We start from the raw sequence: 22,418 nt of genomic DNA on the forward strand, positions 1-22,418 counted from the left end.
ATGCCTGATGGAAGTGGCGGGGCGGTTCGGAGTCTGCATGAGGCGCCGCTGAGCAGCGCTTTTCGCCAGGCCTGGCTGAAGTGGTCCCAGGAATGGCAAGACTTGCCCAAGGACAGCGACCCTGCGGCATTGGTCAATCGGGTGGTGGAGTTTTCCGGGCGCAGCGCCCAGCGTCTGTGGCGGGTGGCCTTCGCCACCGTCGGCGATGCCGCTACCGAGCAGGTCAAGTCGCTGGTCTATGCCTTCGTGGCGCTGGTGGACGAAACCTTGCTGTTCAGCCCCTGGCCCGGACAACTGGCCTGGCAGCAGCACCCCCTCGAATCACGCATGTATGCCAGTCGCCAGGCCGGCGAGCGCTTGCCGGCGGCGATCAAGAAACTGCTGGACGAGCAGATGCCCGGCACCCGGGACCTGGCGAATGTCTACCTGCAATGCCTGATCCTCGGGTTCCAGGGCCGGTTGCGCGGCGAGCCTGGCCAGGTTCAGCATGAGAAATGGCGCCTGGCGTTGTTCACGTTTGCCTGGCAGCACGAACCCGATTATGTCGATGTCAGCCAGCGCCTGGCGCTGTCTTCGGCGACGCCGCCAGTGCGCATGCCGGTGCAGCAATCACTGCCGGACGGCTTTCGCCTGGGGCTGGCGATCCTGGCGATGGTGTTGTTGTTGACCGGGCTGGGGCAGGTGTTCTGGCGTGACATTCGTTTGGAGCTCGAACCGGTGCTGCAACTGAACGAGTCGGTGGTTCAGGAGCAGGACTCATGAGCACCCTGAGTATCGTTGCCCTGGTGGTGCTCGCCATTGTCGTGGTGCTGTTGATCGCGGCCCTGATCTGGTGGCTGCGGACCCAAGGCGGAGCGGCGATCCGCAGTTTCTATGGGGCGGTGCGCCGCATGGAACAGGAGCAGGGCACCCGGGACCGCTATCAGATGCCTTGGCTGATGATGCTCGGTAACGAAAGCGACGGCGCCCAACTGTGCGCCCAGTGGCGCTTGCAACCGACCGACAAGGCCGCCTGGTTCGGGCGCTGGTTTTCCGATGCCGAGGGCTCGGTGCTGGTGGTGCCCCAGGCGTTGTTCCTGCCCGATGAAGGCATGAACCGGCAACGGGGTAATTGGTGGCGCCTGTTGGGGCTGATGTTGCGCTTGCGCAGCAAGCGACCATTGGATGCGGTGATCTGGACGGTGCCGTTCAGCACCCTCGATGACATCGAACACACCACCGAACTGAGCCTCAAGGTCCGGCGGTGCTTTATCGACCTGTTGCAACGATTCGGCCTCAGCCTGCCGGTGTACGTGGTGATCACCGGGATGGAAGAGCTGCCCGGGGTCCAGGAACTGGTCAGCGCGCTGCCCGCCGAGGCGCGTGAATCGATGCTGGGCTGGTCCTCGCCCTATTTGCCGGATGCGGCCTGGCAGTCGCAGTGGAGTGACCAGGCCCTGGACCAGGTCAACGCGGCGCTGTCGCAATCGATCATCGAGATCGGTGCGCTGTCGGGGCAATTGGGCAGCGATCTGTATGGGTTGCCGGAGCGCTTCGAAGGCTTGCGACGGGCCTTGCAGATCCTGTTGGAGCCGGTGTTCCAGGGCAATGCCCAAGGCGAAGCGCCGCGTTGTCGCGGGGTGTATTTCACTGCCAGCCAGGCGCCGGCTGTCAGCGGTGATGGTTTGACCGCCGCCGACAGTGCCCAGCGGCAAACCGTGTTCGCCCGTCAATTGTGGTCACGACGGCTGGTGGCCGAGCGTGGCCTGGCCCAGCCCGTGCCGCGGCTGTTGCGCCTGCGCCAGCGCGGGCATCGGCTGGTCGGAGCGGTGGCGTTGGTGGTGGGCCTGGTCTGGTTGGGTGGCATGGTCTGGGTCTGGCACGATTCGGTGGAAGAAGCCGAAGGGCTGTCGCGGTTGATCCTCAGCACCCATAAGAATCACCTCGTGGTCGATCCTGACGAACCGCAGCTGGAACCGACCCGGCACAACGTGCAGAACTATTGGAACATGTTGGAAAAGGCCCCGCGCTGGCGCTTTGTCTCGGTGGTCTTTCCCACTTCGTGGTTCTCTTCCGTGGACACGCAGCTGGAGAATGGGTTGCGCCTGACTGCTCGGCACCATTGGATATTGCCTCTGCGGGACCTGCTCAATTCAGACCTGGAACAGCTCAAATCCATCCGCAACACCGAGCGGCGGGGCAATGTGGAAAACGAAGATCCGGCGCAATGGCAGAGCTACGTGAAGGCCAAGGCGCTGGTGGACCTGGCGGTACGCCTTGAACAGCACAACCAGATGTTCAGCCAGGTGGTGAACGATCCCAAGGCACCGCTGGACGAACTGGTGCAACTGAGCAACACCGCCTTGTCCCTGGGGCTCAACACCGGCACCTTGAGCCGGCCCCGGTTCTATAACCGGGTGCTGTTCGATGCCCAGAACAGCGATTTGAAAGGGCTGGACCTGAACGCCGCGCGCCCGGTGATCTCCGATAACTTCACCGGCCTGATGCAGCGCTGGTTGGACCATTACTTCCTGGCGGACAACTTCGTGCGCCAGGCCGGCTACCTCAAACTGCACCTGCAACGGCTGGAGGCCGGCGGCGGCAACTCCTTGAGCGAACTCGAAGACCTGATGGCGCTGATCGACGATTTGCAGACCCTGGTCAGCCTGACCAACTCGGCCTGGGGGCGGGGCAAGGGCCAGGACCTGGTCCCCGGCTACAGCCAGATGCTGGACAAGGTCAGCCACAGTACTTTGCTGGGGCCGGATATCGAGCAGGACCTGGAGAGCCAGGCGGCGAAGTTGCAGCAGAGCTTTCGTGACCAGTGGATCGTCCAGACCGGCTCCCGGGACAATCTGCTGGTGCAACAGGGCAGTGGCCTTCTGGTCTTGCAAGACCATGTCACGGCGCTGGACGGTGCAGTGCAGGCTTTGTTCAAGCGTGATTTCGTGGCGCTGGCCATGCAGAAGGATCCGTCGGGCAACAACCCCGATTCGATGGGCCAGGGCGATGGCAGCGATGATTTCAGCGTCGCGCTGAACTACTTCGCCAGCTACAAGAGCTATGCCAATGAAGAAATGCCGCGCATTCCGCCGGATTACCGTGACGCGCTGATGCAGGCCGCTGAAGGTGCCGCGGCCCGGGCCATGTGGTTGAGCCTGGATGAAAGCGACGAGGCGTTGCCCGGCATGGGCTTCAATGTGCAAACGACCCAGGCCGTTGCGCTGCAAAAGGCCTTTATGGACGTGCACCGTGGCGACCTGGCGATCCGTTTCCAACGTCTGCTCAATCGCCGGGCATTGGCGCAGCTCAAGAGTGGCCTGGACGAAATCGATGCCCAGCCGCTGTTCAGCCAGCGGGCCGATGTCCAGCGTTGGGATGGCTCGAAAAACTTCGGCTTGCAACTCTACGGTGCCAGCGATCCACAAGACCTGAAGCTGAACCTGGCCCAGCAATTCGGCGCGATGCTGCAGATCGCCGAGCAGCGAATGCCCGCGCTGGAATGGTTGATTGTCCAGCAGGACAACCTGTCGGCCCTGGAGCACGACCAGGTGGCACGCTTCATGGCCCTCAACGATGAATTGCTCAAGTACAAGAACCAGAACCCGGCCAGCTCGGCGGCTCAGCTGGAACAATTGGTGAGTCGGGACTTTATCGCCATGGACACCACCTCCTGCGCGCAGATCTTGCAGACCTCCAGCCTGCCCGGTGGTCGCGGTGACCTGGCCCTGCGCACGGTCGCGTTGCAGCAGGGCGCCCTGCAACGGTGCCTGTACCTGCAACAGAGCCAGGCGGCGACGGCCTGGAATGACGTGGCCAACTATTTCAATCAATACCTGGCCGGGCGCTTTCCGTTTTCTCAGGATGTGCGGGCCAGCGATGCCGACCCGGCGCGGGTCCAGCGTTTGCTGGAACTGATTGACACACGCCTGCCCCTGGCCCAGGCCGGACTGACGCTGAGCCAGACGCCGGAGCGGCTGGCGGCCGAGGATTTCCTCAACCGTTTGAAACAGGCCGGTACTTGGCTCGGGCCGCTGTTCGTGCGGGACAAGAGTGGCATTCTTGGGGTGGAAATGGACGTGCGCTGGCGTACCGATCGCGATGAGGAGCGCGGCGCCGACCAGGTGATCGCCTGGAGCCTGGACGCCGGCAACCAACAGATCAGCTACCCCGGCGGCGGCCAGCAGAACCTGCGCTGGATGGTCGGCCAGCCCGTACGCCTGACCTTGCGCTGGGCCCGTAACGGTTATCAGCGTCCGGCCAACGACCCGCTGCAACCGAACCTGGTGGTGCGCGACCTGGAGGCCGGTTGGGAGTACCAGGGGCCCTGGTCGTTGCTGCGCCTGATGCGCTCGCTGGTGTCGGTCCAGCGCCAGCCAAATGTAGACTACACCGATTTTCCCCTGGCCCTGCAACTGCCGGTGACCGCCCAGACCCAGGCCAGCACGGCGCAGCAAACGTTGATGTTCATGCGCCTGTCGTTGATGAGCCAGGGCTCCAAGCTGCCTTTGTCGATCCCACCGCTGCCGACGCGGGCGCCCCGTTCACCTTTCATGGCGACCGCATCGAGCCCCGCCATCGCCACCCGTGAGGAGGGCCTGTGAGCTTGCCGATATCGCCTTTGCCTGAGCTGGTCAGCCAGTTGCTCGAGCCGATCAGCGCCGAATCGCCCTGTGGCCCGGACCTGCGCTACGAACCGGAATACGACCAGTTGCGCGAATTGCGCCGGGAAGACGACACCAGCCTGCCCACCGGCGTGTGGCAGTCTTCGATCAAGCGCGCCCTGTGGCCAGACCTGGAACGGCTTGCGACCACGTTGCTGCTTGAGCGCAGCAAGGACCTGATGATCAGCGCCTGGCTGGGGGAGGCCTGGCTGCATATGGCCGGGCTGGAGGGGTTGCCGGGTAGCCTGGCGCTGGTGGCGGGGCTGTGTGAGCGCTATCCGGAGCAGTTGCACCCCCAGGCCGAGGACGGCGACCAGTCGTGGCGGGTGATCCCGCTGGAGTGGCTGGCCCGGCGCTACAGCGAAGTGCTGCTGACGCGGGTGCCGTTGTTCGACGGCCGGGAGCAGGCCTTCGCCGCTTTCTCCCTGGACGACTGGCAACGCTTGCAGCGCCAGCAAGTGTTGGTCAACGACAGCAAGAACGCCAAGGCCTCGGCCGAAGCGGCGCGCAACGATCAAAAGAAACTCGGCGAACTGATTCGCAACACACCCTTGTCGTTCTGGTTGCACCGCCAAGGCAGCCTGATGTTGAGCCTGCAACACCTGCAACGGCTCGAAGCCTGGAGCGACGCTTACCTGGGCAACCTGGCCCCGGGCTACAAATCCCTGCAGGACGTGATGCAGGCCTTGCTGACACTGGTAGAGGAGTTCATCGCGATGCACCCACAGCAACCCACCGTCGCGCCGGTGCAAACGTCCCCGGCATCCACGACGTCGACGTCCCAGCCGCAGGCGGCTCCAGCCCAGGTCTTCCAGGAACCGGCCAATCGTGAAGAGGCCTACCGACAGCTACTGGTCATCGCCGGTTACCTGGCCCGTACCGAACCCCACAGCCCGGTGCCCTACCTGATCCGACGCGGCGTGGAGTGGGGCAACAAGCCGTTGAGTGAGTTGCTGGGGGAACTGATCAGTGCCGATGCCGAGTCCCGGCGCTTGTGGACGTTATTGGGCGTTCTCTAACGCTCCTCGTCGGGCCACGGCACTGGCGTCAACACCGGTTTGCCGGAAAAGAACGCGGTCAGGTTCTGGCCCACCAGCTCTACCATTGCGCGGGTCGCTTCCGGCGACAGGCCGGCCACGTGGGGGGTGAGGACGACGTTGGGCAGGTTTTTCAGCGCCTGCGGCACCTCGGGCTCGTGATCGAACACATCCAGGGCCGCTCCGGCGATTCGCCGGTGCTCCAGGGCGCTGATCAGATCGGCGGTGGCAACCACGCTGGCCCTGGCGACGTTCACCAGAAACCCTTTTGGGCCGAGCGCATCGAGGGTCTGCTTGTTGATCAATTGCCGGGTATCCAGGCCGCCTGGCGTGGCGACGATCAGGAAGTCCGAAACCCGTGCCAGTTCAGTGGGAGTGGCGCAGAAGGTGTAGGGCACGTCATTGCGCACCCGACGATTGTGATAGCTGATACTCATGTCAAAGCCCAGGGCGGCCCGTTTGGCGATCGCCATGCCCACCGCGCCAAGGCCCAACACGCCCAGCCGCTTACCCGCCAGGGAAGGACGCGCAACCCTTGGCCATTCGCCCCGGCGCAGGGCGGCATCGGAATGGGGTATGTCGCGCACCAACGCCAGCAACAGCGCCATGGCATGGTCAGCCACCGACGACGCGTTGACCCCGGCGCCGTTGGTGACCACGATGCCCCGATGGCGCGCGGCCTGCAGGTCGACTTGTTCGTAACCGGCACCGATCACGCAGATGATTTTCAGGTTGGGCAGGGCGGCGATCTCTTCCTCCGTCAGGCCCAGGGGGCCGCGGGTCAGCACTGCGCTGAAGCGTTCACCGTGTTCGAAAATCGCCGTCTTGCGTTCGGCAGGCGTGGGCGCCAATTCCAGGTGGTAACCCTGCTTCTCGAGGATCGGCAGGTAATCATTGACGGTTTCAACCAGTACCAGAACGGTTGCGGTCATGCTGGGCTCCTGTGGGTGCTGGGGCGATTTCAAGTATTCAACCTGATTGTAGGAGCCGGGGGCAGGGGGGCTTGGCTTTTTATGTGCATTTCGGATTTTGTTTGCAGGGTACATATCCATTGCTGCGGTCACGGCTGCTTAGGGTTCCGCCCTGACGGCGGGTCACTTTCGAAAAGCCCGGAAGCCGGCCCAGTCAAAAGTAAGCAAAACGCTCATGCCCCACCACTCGGCACCTCGCCTAGGCTCGATGTGCCCTCACTTCGGCCATCGTGGTTAACGGGGCGCCGAGATCAACGTCCACGCCGAGGCCGCCTAGTAGCCGACCTGACTCTCCCGGTCGTACACCCATCAGATCTGTTTGAGCAGGACCTGTGGGAGCAAAGCTTGCTCGCGAGGCGGCCTGACAGCCGGCCTGTCTCTCCGGTTGTACCCCGATCCAATTGTGGGAGCGAGCTTGCTCGCGAAGGCGGCGGTACATTCAGTGCTGGTGCAAGCGGACACACAGCTATCGCGAGCAAGCTCGCTCCCACAGGGAATGCAGGGATAATTCTATGGCAGCGATCTGATACGCATAACCGCTCCTCAGCTAAGCCTTTGCTTCTGCTCACTAATCCCGGACAATCGCGCCCCTGTTTCGGCCAGGGCGCTGCCTGTCGGGTTTTTCCGACTCGTCCCGGCCGGGTGCATGTGACCGGAATACGGAGATCCGCCCGGATGAATGATCAGGCCAATAGCGTCGAAGAGCGCTTTGAAACGACAGTCCCAGCCACCCTCAGCCAATGGAGTCGCCAGGACACCACGTGGATGCTGGGCCTGTTTGGCACCGCCATCGGTGCAGGTACTCTGTTTTTACCCATCAATGCGGGCCTGGGCGGCTTCTGGCCGTTGCTGATCCTGGCGGTGCTGGCGTTCCCCATGACGTTCTATGCCCACCGGGGCCTGACCCGTTTCGTGTTATCCGGTCGCGACGGCGCGGACATCACCGAGGTGGTGGAAGAACATTTCGGCCTCAAGGCCGGTGCGCTGATCACGCTTTTGTACTTCTTTGCCATTTTCCCGATCCTGTTGATCTACAGCGTGGCGTTGACCAACACGGTGGGCAGTTTCCTGGAGCATCAGTTGCATATCCAGCCGCCTCCTCGGGTGGTGCTGTCCCTGGTGCTGATCCTGGGCCTGCTGGCGGTGGTCCGTTGTGGCGAGCAGGCGATCGTCAAGGCCATGAGCCTGATGGTCTACCCGTTCATCGTTGCGCTGCTGTTCCTGGCGGTGTTCCTGATTCCCCACTGGAGCGGCGGTATCCTGACCACGGCGTCCACGCCGCCTGAGGCTTCGGCGCTGCTGCATACCTTGTGGCTGGCGATCCCGGTGATGGTGTTCTCGTTCAACCATTCACCGATCATCTCGGCTTTTGCGGTGGACCAGAAACGTCGCTACGGTGCCAACGCCGAGGAGCGCAGTTCGCAGATCCTGTCGCGTGCCCATGTGCTGATGGTGGTAATGGTGCTGTTCTTCGTGTTCAGCTGCGTGCTGACCCTGAGCCCGGCGCAACTGGCCGAAGCCAAGGCGCAGAACTTGTCGATCCTGTCGTACCTGGCCAACCACTTCAGCAACCCGACCATCGCCTTTGCCGCGCCGTTGATTGCGTTTGTCGCCATCTCCAAGTCGTTCCTGGGGCACTACATCGGCGCCAGCGAAGGCCTCAAGGGCCTGATCGTCAAGAGCGGCCGGCGCCCGGCGCCCAAGACCCTGGATCGCCTCACCGCCGCGTTCATGCTGATGGTGTGCTGGGTCGTCGCGACCCTCAACCCGAGCATTCTGGGCATGATCGAAACCTTGGGCGGGCCGGTCATCGCGGCTATCCTGTTTCTGATGCCGATGTATGCCATTCGCAAAGTTCCGGCCATGGCCCGTTATCGCGGCCAGGCTTCGAATGTCTTCGTTACGTTGGTGGGTTTGGTGGCGATTACGGCGTTGGTTTACTCCCTCTTGGCGTAGGCCTTTATTGGAGGGCGAGGTTGGTGTGTATATCCGTTACCGCAGCAACGGATATGTCCCCAAAAAAAGGCACTTCCCCTCAAATAGACAGGCATAAAAAAACGCCGCCCCTCGCAAGAAGGGCGGCGTTTTCAGTCGGGCGTTTTAAGCTTTAGGCTTGAACGACCGGGATGTTGGCGTTTGCAGCCGCTTCACGGAACTCGGCGATCTGGTCGAAGCTCAGGTAGCGGTACACGTCCGCTGCCATGCTGTCGATCTTGCCGGCGTATTCCATGTACTCCTCGACGGTCGGCAGGCGACCCAGGATCGAAGCAACGGACGCCAGTTCGGCCGAAGCCAGGTAGACGTTCGCGCCGTCACCCAGACGGTTCGGGAAGTTACGGGTCGAAGTCGACACCACGGTGGAGTTCGGCTCGACGCGTGCCTGGTTACCCATGCACAGCGAGCAGCCTGGCATTTCCATCCGTGCACCGGCCTTGCCGTAGATGCCGTAGTAGCCTTCTTCGGTGAGCTGGTGAGCGTCCATCTTGGTCGGCGGCGACAGCCACAGACGGGTTGGCAGCTGGCCCTTGACCTGCTCCAGCAGCTTACCGGCAGCGCGGAAGTGACCGATGTTGGTCATGCACGAACCGATGAACACTTCGTCGATCTTCTCGCCAGCAACGCTGGACAGCAGACGGGCGTCGTCCGGATCGTTCGGCGCGCAGAGCACAGGCTCGCTGATGTCGGCCAGGTCGATTTCGATGACTTCGGCGTATTCGGCGTCGGCATCGGCTTCCATCAGTTGCGGGTTGGCGATCCAGGCTTCCATCGCTTGGGCGCGACGTTCCAGGGTACGTGCATCACCGTAGCCTTCACCGATCATCCAGCGCAGCAGGGTGATGTTCGATTGCAGGTACTCGGTGATCGACTCTTTCGACAGCTTGATGGTGCAACCGGCAGCCGAACGTTCGGCCGAGGCGTCGGACAATTCGAAAGCCTGTTCCAGGGTCAAGCCTTCCAGGCCTTCGATTTCCAGGATGCGGCCGGAGAAGGCGTTTTTCTTGCCTTTCTTCTCGACGGTCAGCAGACCGTTCTGGATGGCGAAGTACGGAATGGCATGAACCAGGTCACGCAGGGTGATGCCAGGCTTCATTTTGCCCTTGAAGCGCACCAGGATCGATTCCGGCATGTCCAGCGGCATGACGCCGGTGGCTGCGGCGAACGCGACCAGGCCGGAACCGGCTGGGAACGAGATGCCCATCGGGAAACGGGTGTGCGAGTCGCCACCGGTGCCCACGGTGTCTGGCAGAAGCATGCGGTTCAGCCACGAGTGGATGATGCCGTCGCCCGGACGCAGGGAAACGCCGCCGCGGGTCATGATGAAGTCAGGCAGGGTGTGGTGGGTGGTGACGTCGATCGGCTTTGGATAGGCCGCGGTGTGGCAGAAGGACTGCATCACCAGGTCAGCCGAGAAGCCCAGGCACGCCAGGTCCTTCAGTTCGTCACGGGTCATTGGACCGGTGGTGTCCTGGGAGCCCACGGTGGTCATTTTCGGTTCGCAGTAGGTACCAGGACGTACACCTTGGCCTTCTGCCAGACCGCAAGCCTTGCCGACCATCTTCTGCGCCAGGGTGAAACCCTTGGTGCTTTCAGCTGGGGCTTCAGGCTTCTTGAACAGGTCGAACGGCGGCAGACCCAGCTCGGCGCGAGCCTTCTCGGTCAGGCCACGGCCAATGATCAGCGGAATACGACCGCCGGCACGGACTTCGTCCAACAGCACAGGGGTCTTCATTTCGAAGGTGGTGATGACTTCGTCGGTACCGTGCTTGCAGACTTTGCCGGCATGCGGGTACAGGTCGATCACGTCGCCCATGTTCATGTTCGAAACGTCGAACTCGATTGGCAGTGCGCCGGCATCTTCCATGGTGTTGTAGAAGATCGGAGCGATTTTGCTGCCGAAGCAGAAGCCGCCGGCACGCTTGTTCGGCACATAAGGAATGTCGTCGCCGAAGAACCACAGCACCGAGTTGGTCGCCGATTTACGCGAGGAACCGGTACCGACCACGTCACCGACGTAGGCGATCGGGAAGCCTTGGCCGCGCATTTCTTCGATCTGCTTCATCGGGCCGGTCTTGCCTTGCTCGTCCGGAACGATGCCGTCACGGGCCATTTTCAGCATGGCCAGGGCGTGCAGCGGGATGTCAGGACGCGACCAGGCGTCTGGAGCTGGGGACAGGTCGTCGGTGTTGGTTTCGCCGGTTACCTTGAACACGCGCAGGCTGATCTTGTCGGCCAGCACCGGGCGCTTCTTGAACCACTCGCCGTCAGCCCAGGATTGCAGCACGGCTTTGGCGTGAACGTTGCCATTCTTGGCTTTTTCAGCCACGTCGTGGAAGGCATCGAACATCAGCAGGGTGTGCTTGAGTTCTTCGGCGGCTACCGGCGCCAGCTCGGCGTCGTCCAGCAGCTCCACCAGGGTCACGATGTTGTAGCCGCCCTGCATGGTGCCGAGCAGTTCAACGGCACGCTTCTTGTCCAGCAGAGGGGATTGGGCCTGGCCCTTGGCGAGGGCGGACAGGAAGCCAGCCTTGACGTAGGCAGCCTCGTCGACTCCAGGCGGAACGCGATTGGTGATCAGGTCAACGAGGAAAGCTTCTTCGCCAGCCGGAGGATTTTTCAGCAGCTCGATCAGGCCTGCGGTTTGTTCGGCGTTAAGCGGCTGGGGAACGATACCCAGGGCTGCGCGCTCTTCGATATGTTTGCGGTAGGCTTCAAGCACAGTTATTACCCTCATCAGTGGTCCCAAATGGGTGTCCGGGACGCTCATCCAGGAACCCACGGTACTCATGCGCGTTGGCGGCTTTTTGAGCCACCACGCCAGAGTTTCCGCACGTTCCTCACAGAAGCTGCTTTCAAAGTTTTACGCCTGCAGAACGGGGAGCTGATGAGGGTTGGCGTTGGGCTTTCCCCGCTGGAAAGACCCTTCGCCAACACCGCTCTGAAGGAACGACTGTGCTCGTGACGCTTTGAAAACAGCTTCTAACGGACATTGGCGCCTTAAAAGGCTGGCTGATTCTACGGGAAAAAAAAATTAAAGGTAAGTTGGGCCTGGAAGTTTGAGGGGTGATCAATCTTAGACAAAGGGCTAACATGCCGGCCTGTCCTGTTTTTGCGTGTGCGTTTCCTTATGCCCAACCAGCTCATCAAGACCCCCTGCGTCGGCCTTTGCTCCACTGTCTACGGTGACCTGGTGTGCCGTGGCTGCAAGCGGTTCCACCATGAAGTGATTCACTGGAACGGCTACAACGAGGACGAAAAGCGCGCGGTGTGGATGCGGCTCGAGCAGCTGTTGGTGCAGGTGATGGTGGCCAAGCTGGAGGTTTTCGACCCGGTATTGCTGCGCCAGCAACTGGAGTCGCGCAAGATCCGCTTTGTGCCGCACCAGTCGGAATATTGCTGGGCCTACCAGTTGATCGCCCGGGGCGCACGGGTGATCAACAATCTGGAGGCCTACGGCATGGTGCTGATGCCGGAGTTTCGCGACTGGGATCTGCCGGACCTGCGCGATGCCATTGATCGGGAGTTTTTCCTTCTGTCCGAAGCCCATTACCAGCGTTATATCGCGCCGGGGTTCCTGAAGGATGCGATTGGCGGCTGACAGCTTTTTGTGGCGAGGGGATTTAGCGAAACGTCGCACCGCCCCGCTGTGGGAGCAAAGCTTGCTCGCGATGCAGGCGCCTCGGTTCCAGAGAGACCGCGTCGTTTTTATCGCGGGCAAGCCTTGCTCCCACAGATAAATCCCCTCGCCACAGGTTGACGTGTCAGTCCTTGACCGCCAACTCCACCAGATGGTCCTCGACCTCCTGCGGCTTGAGCACCAGCACATCGCTTTCCAGCGTATCGAGCACAGCTTCGGCGGTGTTGCCGATCAAGACCCCGGACAACCCCGAGCGGGCCACGGTGCCGATCACCGTCACTGCCGCCTGCAGCTTGCGCGCCATGAACGGGATCAGTACGTCCGCCGGACCTTCTTCGATGTGCAGGTGCTGGTCATCGATGTCGAATTCGGCCTGGAACGCCCGGCATTGTTCACGGTACTTGGCCTCGATGGTTTCCTTGAGCTGGAACGTCGGGTCGGCGGACGAGAGCATCGGCGAGGGGTGGGCGCTGATCACATGCAGGTGCGCCTTGGCGAGGAGGGCGATGTCATAGCCATGATCGATGATGGTGGAGTGCAAGTGGCGATGCTCGCCATCGGCATTGCCAACGTCGACGGCGGCCAGGATCACCTTGTCTTTCCAGGAACCTGCGGTTTTCACCAGCAGCACCGGCGTCGGGCAATGGCGTAGCAGCTTCCAGTCTGCCGGGGTCAGCAGGGCTTTTTTCAGCGGGCTGTCGGGGAAGTGCTGCTTGATCACCAGCCCGCATCCTTCCGCCTGCTGCACGTCGATGATGGTTTCGTGGAGGCTTTCGTTCCAGGCCTGCTCGGTGGTGACGCTGTAGCCGTCGGCCAGCAGTGCGGCCTTCAGCACGCTGAGCAGGCCGGCATGGTCATGCTTTTTGTCGCACACCAGCAGATGCAGGTGGGCCTGGGTCACTCCGGCGATCAGTTTGGCGCGCTTGAGCGCCAGGCTTTCCGAATGTTCGGGCTCAATAACCACCAGGATGCTGCGAATGGCTTGCATGATCGGCGTTCTCCTGCAATGAAAAGGCTGGTTTTGCTCAACTATAGTTGTTGTGGGGCAGTCTAGTTGTTGTGGATGAGTCTTCGACTTGATGCATATCAACGGCGGTGGCTGGTGGTCTGGGGGCAGGCCGGTATAATCGGCGCCCTTCGCTCGACTACCTTTTCCCGTGAGCCCCATGAATCTTCCCGAAATTCACGAATTCCTTGGTTGCCGCACCCCCGATGCCTGGGTCCAGGCCGCGCTGGCTGACCAGGAAACGATGCTGATCGACCACAAGAACTGCGAATTCAAGGCGGCCAGCACCGCCCTGAGCCTGATCGCCAAATACCATTCCCACGTCGATCTGATCAATCTGATGTCGCGCCTGGCCCGGGAAGAGCTGGTGCATCACGAGCAGGTCATGCGCTTGATGAAAAAGCGCAAGATCGGCTTGCGCCAGCTCTCCGCCGGGCGTTATGCCTCGGGGTTGCGCAAGGTGGTACGCAGCCACGAACCGGTCAAGCTGGTGGACACCCTGGTGGTCGGCGCCTTCATCGAAGCCCGCAGCTGCGAGCGTTTCGAGGCCTTGGTGCCGCACCTGGACGAGGAACTGGGCAAGTTCTATTTCGGCTTGCTGAAAAGCGAAGCCCGACATTTCCAGGGTTACCTGAAACTGGCTTACCAGTACGGCGACGCCAAGGACATTGCCCAAGTGATCGACAAGGTCCGTGAAGCCGAGCGGGAGTTGATCGAATCGCCGGATGTGGAGTTTCGTTTCCACAGCGGTGTGCCGATGCCGGCCTGAATTGTTAAAAACTCTTAAAAACATGAAACTTCGTTGAAAACCGGCCCATGAGGCCGGTTTTTGCTGTCTGCATTACCCGCCCCGTGGTCGGTTGGCGCCATAATGCGGCCACTTCAATCATGGGTTGGCAGGCGGTTGTTATGGATAACCTGGGTTCGGGCAAAGTGTTGCTGGTGGAGGATGACGAAAGGCTCGCCGGGTTGATCGCGCACTTTCTTTCTCAGCATGGCTTCGAGGTGCGTATAGAGCACCGAGGCGACCTGGCGCTGGCGGCGTTTCTGGCATTCGAGCCGAAAGTGGTGGTGCTCGATTTGATGCTGCCGGGGCAGAGTGGGTTGCAGGTGTGCCGCGGGATCCGCAACGTCGCTGATACCCCGATCGTGATCCTGACGGCCAAGGAAGATGACGTGGACCATATCCTCGGCCTGGAATCCGGTGCCGACGACTACGTGATCAAACCCATCAAGCCTGCGGTACTCCTGGCTCGCCTGCGGGCGCTGCAACGTCGGCAAGTGCCAGACATCAACGTGCGCGGTGCCCATGAGTTCGGACGATTGTCCATCGACCGCAGCAGTCGGGAGGTGCGACTGGCCGGTGACCTGGTCGAGCTGACCACCATGGAGTTCGAGCTGCTGTGGCTGCTGGCAAGCGCGGCAGGCAAGATCCTGTCGCGCGATGACATTCTCAACCGCATGCGTGGCATTGCCTTCGACGGTCTCAATCGTGGCGTCGATGTCTATGTCAGCAAGCTGCGGGCCAAGCTCAACGACAATCCCCGGGAGCCGATGCGGATCAAGACTGTCTGGGGCAAGGGTTACCTGTTCAATCCGTTTGGGTGGGAGCTGTAGATGCTGCGGTTATTCCTGGGACTTTTCCTGGTCATGACGATTGGCTTGGTGCTGGCGTTGCAAACGGTCGATCGCACCTTCGATGCGCTTCTTGACGGTGAGATGCAGCATTACAACCAAGAGGCGGTGCGTGGTCAGGCCTGGTCGTTGGTCGAGCAACTGCGTGGCCTGGACGATTCGGCCCGGGAGCGACAATTGGAAACCGTGCGGCCTCACTACGGCTTGGACCTGGCCTTGGTCGAGCGCGATCAACTGTCCTTGAGCACCCAGGAGAAAGCCGAGTTGAGCCAGGGGCTGTTGGTAATGCGTGACCAGTACACACAGTTCATCTCGCGCATTGACGACGGTTCGCAGCTACTGAGCATCAAGCTGCCGGCAGAGCCGAGCCTGATGCCGTTCTATATCACCGTGGCCTACATGATGATCGCGATCATGATCGGTTTCGTGCTGTTTTTCTGGGTGCGACCTCACTGGCGCGACCTGGAGAAGCTGCGCCTGGCGGCCGAGCGCTTTGGTGGCAACGATCTGTCGGTGCGTATTCAGTTGTCCAAGCGTTCGAACATTCGCGACCTGGCCGAACATTTCAATTTGATGGCTGCGCGCATCGAGGGCCTGATCGCCAATCAGCGCGAGCTCACCAATGCGGTTTCCCACGAGTTGCGAACGCCCATCGCACGCTTGTCGTTTGAACTGGATCAACTCAAGCAGCAGCCCGATCCTAGCCAGAACCGCGAGTTGATTGACGACATGTACGCCGATCTCGGCGAACTGGAAGAAATGGTTTCCGAGTTGCTGACATATGCCAGCCTGGAGCAGGGCGCCACGGTGATTGTCCGGGAGGACATCCAGGCGCGCGATTGGCTCTACAGCGTGGTGGGCAGTGTGGCGCTGGAGGCGGAAGCCGCCGGGGTGCAGCTGTTGATTGCCGAATGTCCGGTCGGGGTGGTCCGTATCGAGCCACGCTTCATGGCCCGTGCGGTGATCAATTTGCTGCGCAATGCCATTCGCTACGCCGATGAGCGGGTGCAGGTGTCATTGACGCGCGCGGGTGATCATTATGAGGTGCGAGTCAATGACGACGGGCCGGGCGTGCCACTGGACGGGCGGGAGAAGATTTTTGAGCCGTTCTCGCGCCTGGACGCCAGCCGCGACCGTCGTACCGGAGGTTTTGGCCTGGGTCTGGCGCTGGTGCGACGGGTGTCGCAATCTCATCGTGGGCACGTGGAAGTAACGGACTCGCCCTGGGGCGGGGCATCGTTTCGCATGACCTGGGCGCACCTTGATTAGATCGGGCGCATTCGCGAGGGAGCCTTCTCTTCAGAAGGCATAAACCACCTGCCCAACCAACGACGCTTGCATCCGCCGCTCCACAATCGGACTGCGGGCTGCGTCGCCGGCCAGGTACTGCACGGCCAGCACCGTCGATACGCTCCACTGTTCGTCGAGCGGCAGTGACCAGGTCAAATCCGCCCCGCGACTCACCAGCCCGCCATGGGTGTCGTGGGCCCGGAACTGACTGCGCGAAGCCTGGGCGGCGCTGACGCCATACCAGGTACGGACATAGTCGCCGTCGCCGAATTGACTGTTGAGGCTGCCCATGAGCTTGCCATGGCTACCCTCGTAAAACGGCATGCTGAGGCTCAGTTTTAGCCGGTTCCAGGCGGAGCCGGTATCACGGTTGTCGTCATCTTCTTCCAGCGCATGTTCGAAGCTGGCCTCAAGGACGATCGGCCCCATTTGATAGGTCCCATCCAACCCCAGCACCGGCCGGGACTTGATCGAGCCCATGCCGTTGAGTTCATCCGAGCCTTTGAACCCGTGCTTGCGATCCTTGCGCACATCGCTGGCACCGATGTACACGCGCAAACCGAAGTCCTCTTCGTCAAACGCCCAGCCCACGCCCTTGTCGGTATCGAGAAAAACGCCATAGGGGCTGACGATCTTCGCACCCAACGCGGGTGCTACGGTCCTTTCGTCACTGCCGCTGTAACGTGGCACGCTGGCTGCGCCGGCCCGCAAGCTGTAACGCCAATCGTCGGCCTGCGATGAGTCGCAGAGCAGAAGCAGGCCGCATGAAGTCAACGACAGACACAGCGAACGGAACATGGGAGCACCCGGATGGAAGTTGGATGCGCCCATGCTAGGCAGTTGCCGGCGGGCAATCTTTGACAGTTTTGTCGGGAAATTGTCAAAGAGTGTGAAGCAACCTAACGACTCAAATCCAGGCGTTCATGCCACTGGGCAATCGACTCTTGGGGATAGACCTCGAACTGCTGGTCGCCCGGATGCGCCTCGACTTCCACCCACGGCGCCTTGGAACCCAGCATCAGGTGGGTGTGCTCCGGCGGCACCGGTAGCGGTGTGTCGATGGCCGAGGCGAAGGGGTGAATCAGCTCCGGCCATTCAGGACTGAACAGCCATAACCCCGAACCGCACAAGGAACAGAAATGCCGTTCGGCGCTGCTGCGGTGGGCGCGTAGATCGCCTTCGTCCTTGAGTCGTGCGTGGTAGATCGAGATGTGCTTGCGACCGCGCACCTTCAGGCTCTGGGCATCGCCCCCCAGGTTGATCGCAAAACCGCCGCCGCCCTGGGTCTTGCGGCAGATCGAGCAGTAGCAGCGCTGATAGGGGTAGGGGTGAGCACTGTCGAGGGTGAACGACACCGCGCCGCAGTGGCAGGATCCTTCTAGCTGCATGGGGAACCTCCAGTGGGATTGGAAATGACTCAGTACAGCCTAGACAGTTTGCGTCTTGACAGTTGGATTGAAGGTGACCATGCGACCGCCTTCGCGAGCAAGCCCGCTCCCACAGGGGATTTTCTGTGTAGATACAATTTGTGGACACTGAAGATCAACTGTGGGAGCGAGCTTGCTCGCGATGAACGATGACACGGTCTAGCGACCGGGCACCCGCCACAAATACCACGCCGCCACCGTCCGATAAGGGCTCCAGGCCAGGCCGATCTCAACCATCCGCTTGCGGCTGGGCTGTTGCTCCAACCCCTTGAGCCGTCGATAACCTTCACGTACGCCAAAGTCATCGGCTGGCAGGATGTCCGGCCGTTCCAGGCTGTAGATCAGCAGCATCTCCACGGTCCAGCGCCCGACGCCGCGCAAGCTGACCAGGCGCTCGATCAACGCTTCATCCTCCATCGCCCGCGCAGTGGCGTAATCCGGCACGATGGCGTCCAGCGTTGCCTGGGCGATGCCCTGGATCGTCGCGATCTTGCTCGCGGAAAACCCACAGCCGCGCAACTGCGCAACGTCTGTCGCCAGGATCTGCCCGGGATTGGGGAATGCCTGCGCCGGGAACAACGCCAGCAGCCGGCCGAGGATGGCATCGCCTGCCTTGGCGTGCAGTTGCTGGTAGGCAATCGCCCGCACCAGGGCTTCATAGGGGTCACGGGCCGGCTTGGGTTGCAGCAGGCAAGGGCCGATCGCCTCGACGTGACGTCGCCAGTCTTCGTCGAGGCTTGCCAGCACGGCACTGGCCTCGTGGTAGGGCACAGGCATCAGGTATTCGTTCTCCGGGGCGCTCAAAACGCCAGGGGCAGTGAAACCTGCACCGCGGCTTTCTCCAGCCGTAGCAGAAACGCCTTGCGCGGCTGTCCGCCACCATAGCCGGTCAACGAGCCATCCGCACCGATCACCCGGTGGCAGGGAATGACGATGGCCAAGCGATTCTGCCCGTTGGCCAGGCCCACGGCGCGGCTGGCGCCAGGGCTGCCCAGCGCCGTGGCGATGCCGCCGTAGCTGCGGGTTTCGCCGTAGGGGATCTTTTGCAGTTCAGCCCAGACCCGTACGGCGAAGGCGCTGCCGGGCATGTGCAGCGGGACGTTGAATGCCGTGAGCTTGCCGGCGAAATAATCGGCCAGTTCGGTTTCGATCTGTTGCAAATGAGCGTTGTGCCCCGGCGCAACCGTGTAGCCGTAGCGTTGCTGCAGCTCTTCCAGTTCCTTGGTCAGGGCCGGGCGGTCGAGGAACTCCAGCAGCACCAGGCCTCGTCGTTCGGCCATGGCCAGCATGGGGCCCAGCGGTGTGGTCAGGCGGGTGAACAACAAAGGTTCGCTGAGGGCTGCGCGGCCCGGCGTGATGTGGAAGGATTTCACGAAGGCATCACGAAAACCGCTCAATGACTCGTAGCCGGAGTCGAACGCGGCATTGTCGATGGAACTGCCGTCCTTGATGCCGCCCAGGGCAATGCCCAGGCGGCGGGTGCGCAGGTAGGCGTGAAAGGTCATGCCGAAATGTTGCTTGAACCAGCGGCGCAGTTTCAGCGGCTCGATACCTTGTTCCAGCAGCAGGGCATCGGTCCAGCGCAGGTCGGGTTCGGCGTCCACGGCCTTGAGTAGGGCCTGGATCCAGTCTGGCGCGATGGCGGCGGCGTCCAGCGGCTTGCAGCGCAGGCAGGCCCGGTAGCCGGCCGACATGGCTTCGTCGGCATGGGCGAAGAACTCGACGTTCTCCGGTTTCGGCTTGCGCGCGGTGCAACTGGGGCGACAGAAAATACCGGTGGTCTTGACCGCAGTGAAGAACACCCCCTCGTAGGCGGTGTCTCGTTCGAGCATGGCGCGGACCATCTCGGCATGGGGCGGGAGCAGCGAGTCGTGTAGGTTCATGGGCCTGAGCATAGAACCGTGCCCGGAACGACTCCACCGAAAAATCGACAGTGAATTCCGTTCACTTGGTCGGACGGTCACGAACAAAAATTGAACCTGCGAGTCTTAAAGGTTCAACCGTTGTTTTTGTCTTTCGGAGACATCATGTCCAAACATAAGAAATCCCTCATCGCCGTTGCTGTCTGTGCCTTGGCGTTCGGTGCCTCGGCCTTGCTGCCTGCTGAGTTGTCGCCTATCGGTTCGAGCTATGCCGCAGGCGGCAATGGGGGTGGTGGCGGCCACGGTGGAGGAAACGGTGGTGGCAATGGCGGTGGCCACGGTGGTGGCATCGGTGGTGGCCAGGACCATGACAAGTCTGGTGATTCCAGCGGCCTTGGCAAAGGATTGGTCAGCGACCACACCGGTACCCGCACCCGCGATCATGGCCTGAGCGGCAAGCACACTGGTACCACTCGCACCGACCGCACCAGCAAGGCTTCGCTGACCTCGAGCATCGCCAACGACCGTGATACCCGTGGCCTGACCAAGGCATCGGCGATTTCCACCGCTACACCAGGTACCCACAACACCAAGGGCCTGACCAACGCGACCACCTCTTCGATCAAGAACGACCGCTGATCGCTTGAAAAAAAGCCGCGACGCCTGTGCATGGCGTCGCGGCTTTTTTGTTTGTCTGTTTTGCCTGACCCGACGTGTTCAATACTTCCAGAACACCGGCGTGAACAACACCAGCACTGTCAGGATCTCCAGCCGACCCAGCAGCATACCAATGGTCAGCAGCCACTTCGCCGCATCCGGCAAGGTCGAGAAGTTGCCGGCTGGCCCGATGATCGTGCCCAGCCCCGGGCCCACGTTGCACACGGCGGTGGCCGCGCCGGTCAGGGCGGTGGTCCAGTCCAGGCCGATCAGCGCCAACCCCAGGGCGATAGCGCCAATGGTGATGGTGAAGAAAAACGAAAAGGTCAGCAGCGAACGGACGATCTCTTCGTCGATGGGGTGATTGTTGTATTTTTTCTGGATCACCGCCCGGGGATGGATCAGTTGTTTCAGGCTGCCCATCAGTAACTCGCCGGCTACCTGGAAGCGGAAGATCTTCAGTCCGCCGGCCGTCGATCCCGAGCAACCGCCAACGAACGTCAAATAGAAGAACAGCAGCAAGGCAAAGCTGCCCCATAGGGTGTAGTCGCCCAGCGCCACGCCCGTGGTGGTGACCACCGACGTCACGTTGACGGCCACGATGCGGACCGCGTCCCACCAGCTGTAGTCGCTGTTCAGGCTCAGCCAGGTCCCCACGATGAGCCAGGTGATGACCAGGAATCCGACGAATCCCCTGACTTGCTGGTCCTTGAGCAACGCGCGTTTGTGGCCGCGCAAGGTGGCGACGTACAAGGTGAACGGCAGCGCGCCTGCCATCATGACGACCACCGACACCCAGTGAATGGCCGGTTGGGGCCAATGCCCCAGGGAAGCATCCGACGTGGAGAAGCCGCCCGTGGAAATCAACGACATCGCGTGGTTGATCGCTTCGAAGGGCGTCATGCCGGCCAGCCACAAGGCCAGGGTGGCGAGGCCCGTCAAGCCGACATAGATCCACAGGATGTAGTTCGCCGCGACATGGGAGCGCGGTGTGACTTTCTCCGACCAGTCCGACGACTCGGTCTGGAACAGCCGCATGCCGCCAACCCGTAGCAGTGGCAGGATCGCCACGGCCATGCCGATAAAGCCGATCCCGCCGAGCCAGTGCAGCATCGAGCGCCAGATCAACAGGCCGGGGGAGGCCGTGTCCAGACCGGTGAGGATGGTCGAGCCGGTGGTGGTGATGCCGGACATGGTTTCGAAAAAGGCATCGGTGTAGCTGATGTGCTGGATGAACACCATGGGCAGGGCGGCGAAGCTGCAGACGATGACCCAACTGGCGGTGGTCAGCAGATACATGTCCCGCGGGCGCATCTGGGTGTGTGCTGGCCGACCGCGCGCCACCAGCGCGACGCCGCAGACGAAGGTGATCAGGCTCGACCACAAAAACGCCGAGAGGTCATCGTTGCGCTCGTACATCACCAGCGTCAAAAGCGGGATTGCCATGCTGGCAGCCAGGGTGATCAGGAAAATACCGAGGATGAAGCCAATAAACCGCACAACCGCAATGGACATAGAACACGCCTGAATGAATGAGCCGCACAGTATTGTTTTTGTGGTGGGCTGATGGGTAGCCCCTTGGGCAGTTTTGTTCAATACCGCCCGCGATTGGCAATTTACCTTGATCGCCACCTCACAGATATGAAGAAGGTATGCGATGAGTTTGATTCTTTCCATGGCGGCGTTTGCCCTGGTCGCCTCCATTACACCCGGCCCGGTCAATATCGTCGCCCTCAGCTCCGGGGCGCGGTACGGGTTTCGTGCGACGTTGCGCCATGTGGGCGGTGCAACCCTGGGGTTTGTCTTGCTGCTGGTGCTGATGGGGCTGGGGTTGCATGAAGTGTTGCAACGCTGGCCTGGCCTCACACGGGTGGTGCAACTGGGCGGCGTGGCGTTTCTGTTATTCATGGCCTGGAAACTGGCGATGGATAACGGGCATCTGGGCGGCGAGGACGATGGGCGAGCGCCTTCGATGTTCTATGGCGCGCTGATGCAATGGCTGAACCCCAAGGCGTGGCTGGCCTGCGTGGCGGGAATGGGGGCGTTCGTGGCCGATGGCGAGGCGCGGCTGGTGTGGCAGTTTGCGGCGATCTACCTGGTGATCTGCTACGTCTCGGTGGGCTGCTGGGCCTACGCCGGGAGTTTCCTGCGCACCTGGCTGGGTAATCCGGCGACCATGCGCCTGTTCAATCGGACGATGGCGGGGTTGTTGGTGGCCAGTGCGGTGTATCTGTTGTTGCCTTGAGCCAACCCGC

The 22,418-nt window shown here is 61.7% G+C and carries 18 protein-coding genes; 10 read left to right on the forward strand and 8 right to left on the reverse strand.

Going from position 1 to position 22,418, the window contains the following annotated elements:
• The 3 genes from F7R20_RS26220 to tssA are packed head-to-tail and all read left to right on the forward strand — an operon-like array spanning position 1 to position 5,662.
• A complete protein-coding gene (locus tag F7R20_RS26220; RefSeq protein WP_003202792.1) occupies positions 1-762 on the forward strand; it encodes a DotU family type IV/VI secretion system protein in 762 nt (253 codons plus the stop codon).
• On the forward strand, positions 759-4,583 hold the full coding sequence (locus F7R20_RS26225; protein WP_003202790.1) for a type VI secretion system protein: 3,825 nt from the start codon (positions 759-761) through the stop codon (positions 4,581-4,583). Before F7R20_RS26220 ends, F7R20_RS26225 begins: the two co-directional genes overlap by 4 nt.
• Entirely contained in the window at positions 4,580-5,662 is a 1,083-nt protein-coding gene (gene tssA, locus F7R20_RS26230) for a type VI secretion system protein TssA (protein WP_003202788.1), read from the forward strand. Before F7R20_RS26225 ends, tssA begins: the two co-directional genes overlap by 4 nt.
• Here tssA and F7R20_RS26235 read toward each other — a convergent pair.
• Complete coding sequence (locus tag F7R20_RS26235; RefSeq protein WP_003202786.1) at positions 5,659-6,612, reverse strand: 2-hydroxyacid dehydrogenase; 954 nt, start codon at positions 6,610-6,612, stop codon at positions 5,659-5,661. The two genes, tssA and F7R20_RS26235, sit on opposite strands and share 4 nt — an antisense overlap.
• Before the next feature lie 714 nt (positions 6,613-7,326).
• On the opposite strand from F7R20_RS26235, the gene F7R20_RS26240 reads away from it, so the two are divergent.
• Positions 7,327-8,607: a serine/threonine transporter gene (locus F7R20_RS26240; protein WP_003202785.1), complete on the forward strand. Its 1,281-nt coding sequence runs from the start codon at positions 7,327-7,329 to the stop codon at positions 8,605-8,607.
• Positions 8,608-8,758: 151 nt separating this feature from the next.
• Here the strand turns inward: F7R20_RS26240 and acnB are convergent, their stop codons facing one another.
• Positions 8,759-11,368, reverse strand: a complete 2,610-nt coding sequence (gene acnB, locus F7R20_RS26245; protein WP_003202783.1) for a bifunctional aconitate hydratase 2/2-methylisocitrate dehydratase — start codon at positions 11,366-11,368, stop codon at positions 8,759-8,761.
• A 408-nt stretch (positions 11,369-11,776) separates the two neighbouring features.
• On the opposite strand from acnB, the gene F7R20_RS26250 reads away from it, so the two are divergent.
• Positions 11,777-12,247, forward strand: coding sequence for a DUF1289 domain-containing protein (locus F7R20_RS26250; protein WP_003202781.1), 471 nt, complete (start codon positions 11,777-11,779; stop codon positions 12,245-12,247).
• 163 nt (positions 12,248-12,410) lie between these two features.
• On the opposite strand, the gene F7R20_RS26255 is transcribed toward F7R20_RS26250, so the two are convergent.
• On the reverse strand, positions 12,411-13,274 hold the full coding sequence (locus F7R20_RS26255) for a universal stress protein (RefSeq protein ID WP_003202779.1): 864 nt from the start codon (positions 13,272-13,274) through the stop codon (positions 12,411-12,413).
• A 178-nt stretch (positions 13,275-13,452) separates the two neighbouring features.
• Between F7R20_RS26255 and miaE the strand changes: the two genes are divergently transcribed.
• From miaE to F7R20_RS26270, 3 genes are all read left to right on the forward strand, one after another.
• Positions 13,453-14,061, forward strand: a complete 609-nt coding sequence (gene miaE / locus F7R20_RS26260; RefSeq protein WP_003202777.1) for a tRNA-(ms[2]io[6]A)-hydroxylase — start codon at positions 13,453-13,455, stop codon at positions 14,059-14,061.
• 140 nt (positions 14,062-14,201) lie between these two features.
• Positions 14,202-14,909 carry a winged helix-turn-helix domain-containing protein gene (locus F7R20_RS26265; RefSeq protein ID WP_003202775.1) on the forward strand — a complete coding sequence of 236 codons (708 nt, stop codon included), beginning with the start codon at positions 14,202-14,204 and terminating at the stop codon, positions 14,907-14,909.
• Positions 14,910-16,196 (forward strand): ATP-binding protein, encoded by a 1,287-nt coding sequence (locus tag F7R20_RS26270; protein ID WP_003202772.1) that lies wholly within the window; start codon positions 14,910-14,912, stop codon positions 16,194-16,196.
• Between the two features lie 30 nt (positions 16,197-16,226).
• Here F7R20_RS26270 and F7R20_RS26275 read toward each other — a convergent pair whose 3' ends face one another.
• From F7R20_RS26275 to F7R20_RS26290, 4 genes are all read right to left on the reverse strand, one after another.
• On the reverse strand, positions 16,227-17,015 hold the full coding sequence (locus F7R20_RS26275; protein ID WP_027911841.1) for a MipA/OmpV family protein: 789 nt from the start codon (positions 17,013-17,015) through the stop codon (positions 16,227-16,229).
• Between the two features lie 101 nt (positions 17,016-17,116).
• Positions 17,117-17,605, reverse strand: coding sequence for a GFA family protein (locus F7R20_RS26280; protein ID WP_003202768.1), 489 nt, complete (start codon positions 17,603-17,605; stop codon positions 17,117-17,119).
• Between the two features lie 198 nt (positions 17,606-17,803).
• A complete protein-coding gene (locus F7R20_RS26285; RefSeq protein ID WP_003202765.1) occupies positions 17,804-18,421 on the reverse strand; it encodes a DNA-3-methyladenine glycosylase family protein in 618 nt (205 codons plus the stop codon).
• Positions 18,422-18,444: 23 nt separating this feature from the next.
• Entirely contained in the window at positions 18,445-19,527 is a 1,083-nt protein-coding gene (locus F7R20_RS26290) for a bifunctional transcriptional activator/DNA repair enzyme AdaA (protein WP_003202763.1), read from the reverse strand.
• Between the two features lie 144 nt (positions 19,528-19,671).
• Here F7R20_RS26290 and F7R20_RS31740 point away from each other — a divergent pair, with 144 nt between their 5' ends.
• Complete coding sequence (locus F7R20_RS31740; RefSeq protein ID WP_003202761.1) at positions 19,672-20,145, forward strand: hypothetical protein; 474 nt, start codon at positions 19,672-19,674, stop codon at positions 20,143-20,145.
• Positions 20,146-20,223: 78 nt separating this feature from the next.
• On the opposite strand, the gene F7R20_RS26305 is transcribed toward F7R20_RS31740, so the two are convergent.
• A complete protein-coding gene (locus tag F7R20_RS26305) occupies positions 20,224-21,678 on the reverse strand; it encodes a TrkH family potassium uptake protein (RefSeq protein WP_003202759.1) in 1,455 nt (484 codons plus the stop codon).
• Between the two features lie 142 nt (positions 21,679-21,820).
• Between F7R20_RS26305 and F7R20_RS26310 the strand changes: the two genes are divergently transcribed.
• Complete coding sequence (locus tag F7R20_RS26310; protein ID WP_003202757.1) at positions 21,821-22,408, forward strand: LysE family translocator; 588 nt, start codon at positions 21,821-21,823, stop codon at positions 22,406-22,408.
• The last annotated feature ends 10 nt before the right edge of the window (positions 22,409-22,418 follow it).

This window comes from Pseudomonas brassicacearum subsp. brassicacearum, from assembly GCF_008801605.1.
GTDB lineage: Bacteria > Pseudomonadota > Gammaproteobacteria > Pseudomonadales > Pseudomonadaceae > Aquipseudomonas > Aquipseudomonas brassicacearum.

Bases quoted from the DNA above. Each gene is read 5' to 3' on its own strand.
- F7R20_RS26225 (WP_003202790.1), top strand. From the start codon at position 759: ATGAGCACCCTGAGTATCGTTGCCCTGGTGGTGCTCGCCATTGTCGTG.
- F7R20_RS26250 (WP_003202781.1), top strand. From the start codon at position 11,777: ATGCCCAACCAGCTCATCAAGACCCCCTGCGTCGGCCTTTGCTCCACT.
- F7R20_RS26265 (WP_003202775.1), top strand. From the start codon at position 14,202: ATGGATAACCTGGGTTCGGGCAAAGTGTTGCTGGTGGAGGATGACGAA.
- F7R20_RS26240 (WP_003202785.1), top strand. From the start codon at position 7,327: ATGAATGATCAGGCCAATAGCGTCGAAGAGCGCTTTGAAACGACAGTC.
- F7R20_RS26220 (WP_003202792.1), top strand. From the start codon at position 1: ATGCCTGATGGAAGTGGCGGGGCGGTTCGGAGTCTGCATGAGGCGCCG.
- F7R20_RS26275 (WP_027911841.1), bottom strand. From the start codon at position 17,015: ATGTTCCGTTCGCTGTGTCTGTCGTTGACTTCATGCGGCCTGCTTCTG.
- F7R20_RS26255 (WP_003202779.1), bottom strand. From the start codon at position 13,274: ATGCAAGCCATTCGCAGCATCCTGGTGGTTATTGAGCCCGAACATTCG.
- F7R20_RS26235 (WP_003202786.1), bottom strand. From the start codon at position 6,612: ATGACCGCAACCGTTCTGGTACTGGTTGAAACCGTCAATGATTACCTG.
- F7R20_RS26305 (WP_003202759.1), bottom strand. From the start codon at position 21,678: ATGTCCATTGCGGTTGTGCGGTTTATTGGCTTCATCCTCGGTATTTTC.
- F7R20_RS26290 (WP_003202763.1), bottom strand. From the start codon at position 19,527: ATGAACCTACACGACTCGCTGCTCCCGCCCCATGCCGAGATGGTCCGC.
- miaE (WP_003202777.1), top strand. From the start codon at position 13,453: ATGAATCTTCCCGAAATTCACGAATTCCTTGGTTGCCGCACCCCCGAT.
- F7R20_RS26270 (WP_003202772.1), top strand. From the start codon at position 14,910: ATGCTGCGGTTATTCCTGGGACTTTTCCTGGTCATGACGATTGGCTTG.
- F7R20_RS26285 (WP_003202765.1), bottom strand. From the start codon at position 18,421: ATGCCTGTGCCCTACCACGAGGCCAGTGCCGTGCTGGCAAGCCTCGAC.
- F7R20_RS26310 (WP_003202757.1), top strand. From the start codon at position 21,821: ATGAGTTTGATTCTTTCCATGGCGGCGTTTGCCCTGGTCGCCTCCATT.
- F7R20_RS26280 (WP_003202768.1), bottom strand. From the start codon at position 17,605: ATGCAGCTAGAAGGATCCTGCCACTGCGGCGCGGTGTCGTTCACCCTC.
- F7R20_RS31740 (WP_003202761.1), top strand. From the start codon at position 19,672: ATGTCCAAACATAAGAAATCCCTCATCGCCGTTGCTGTCTGTGCCTTG.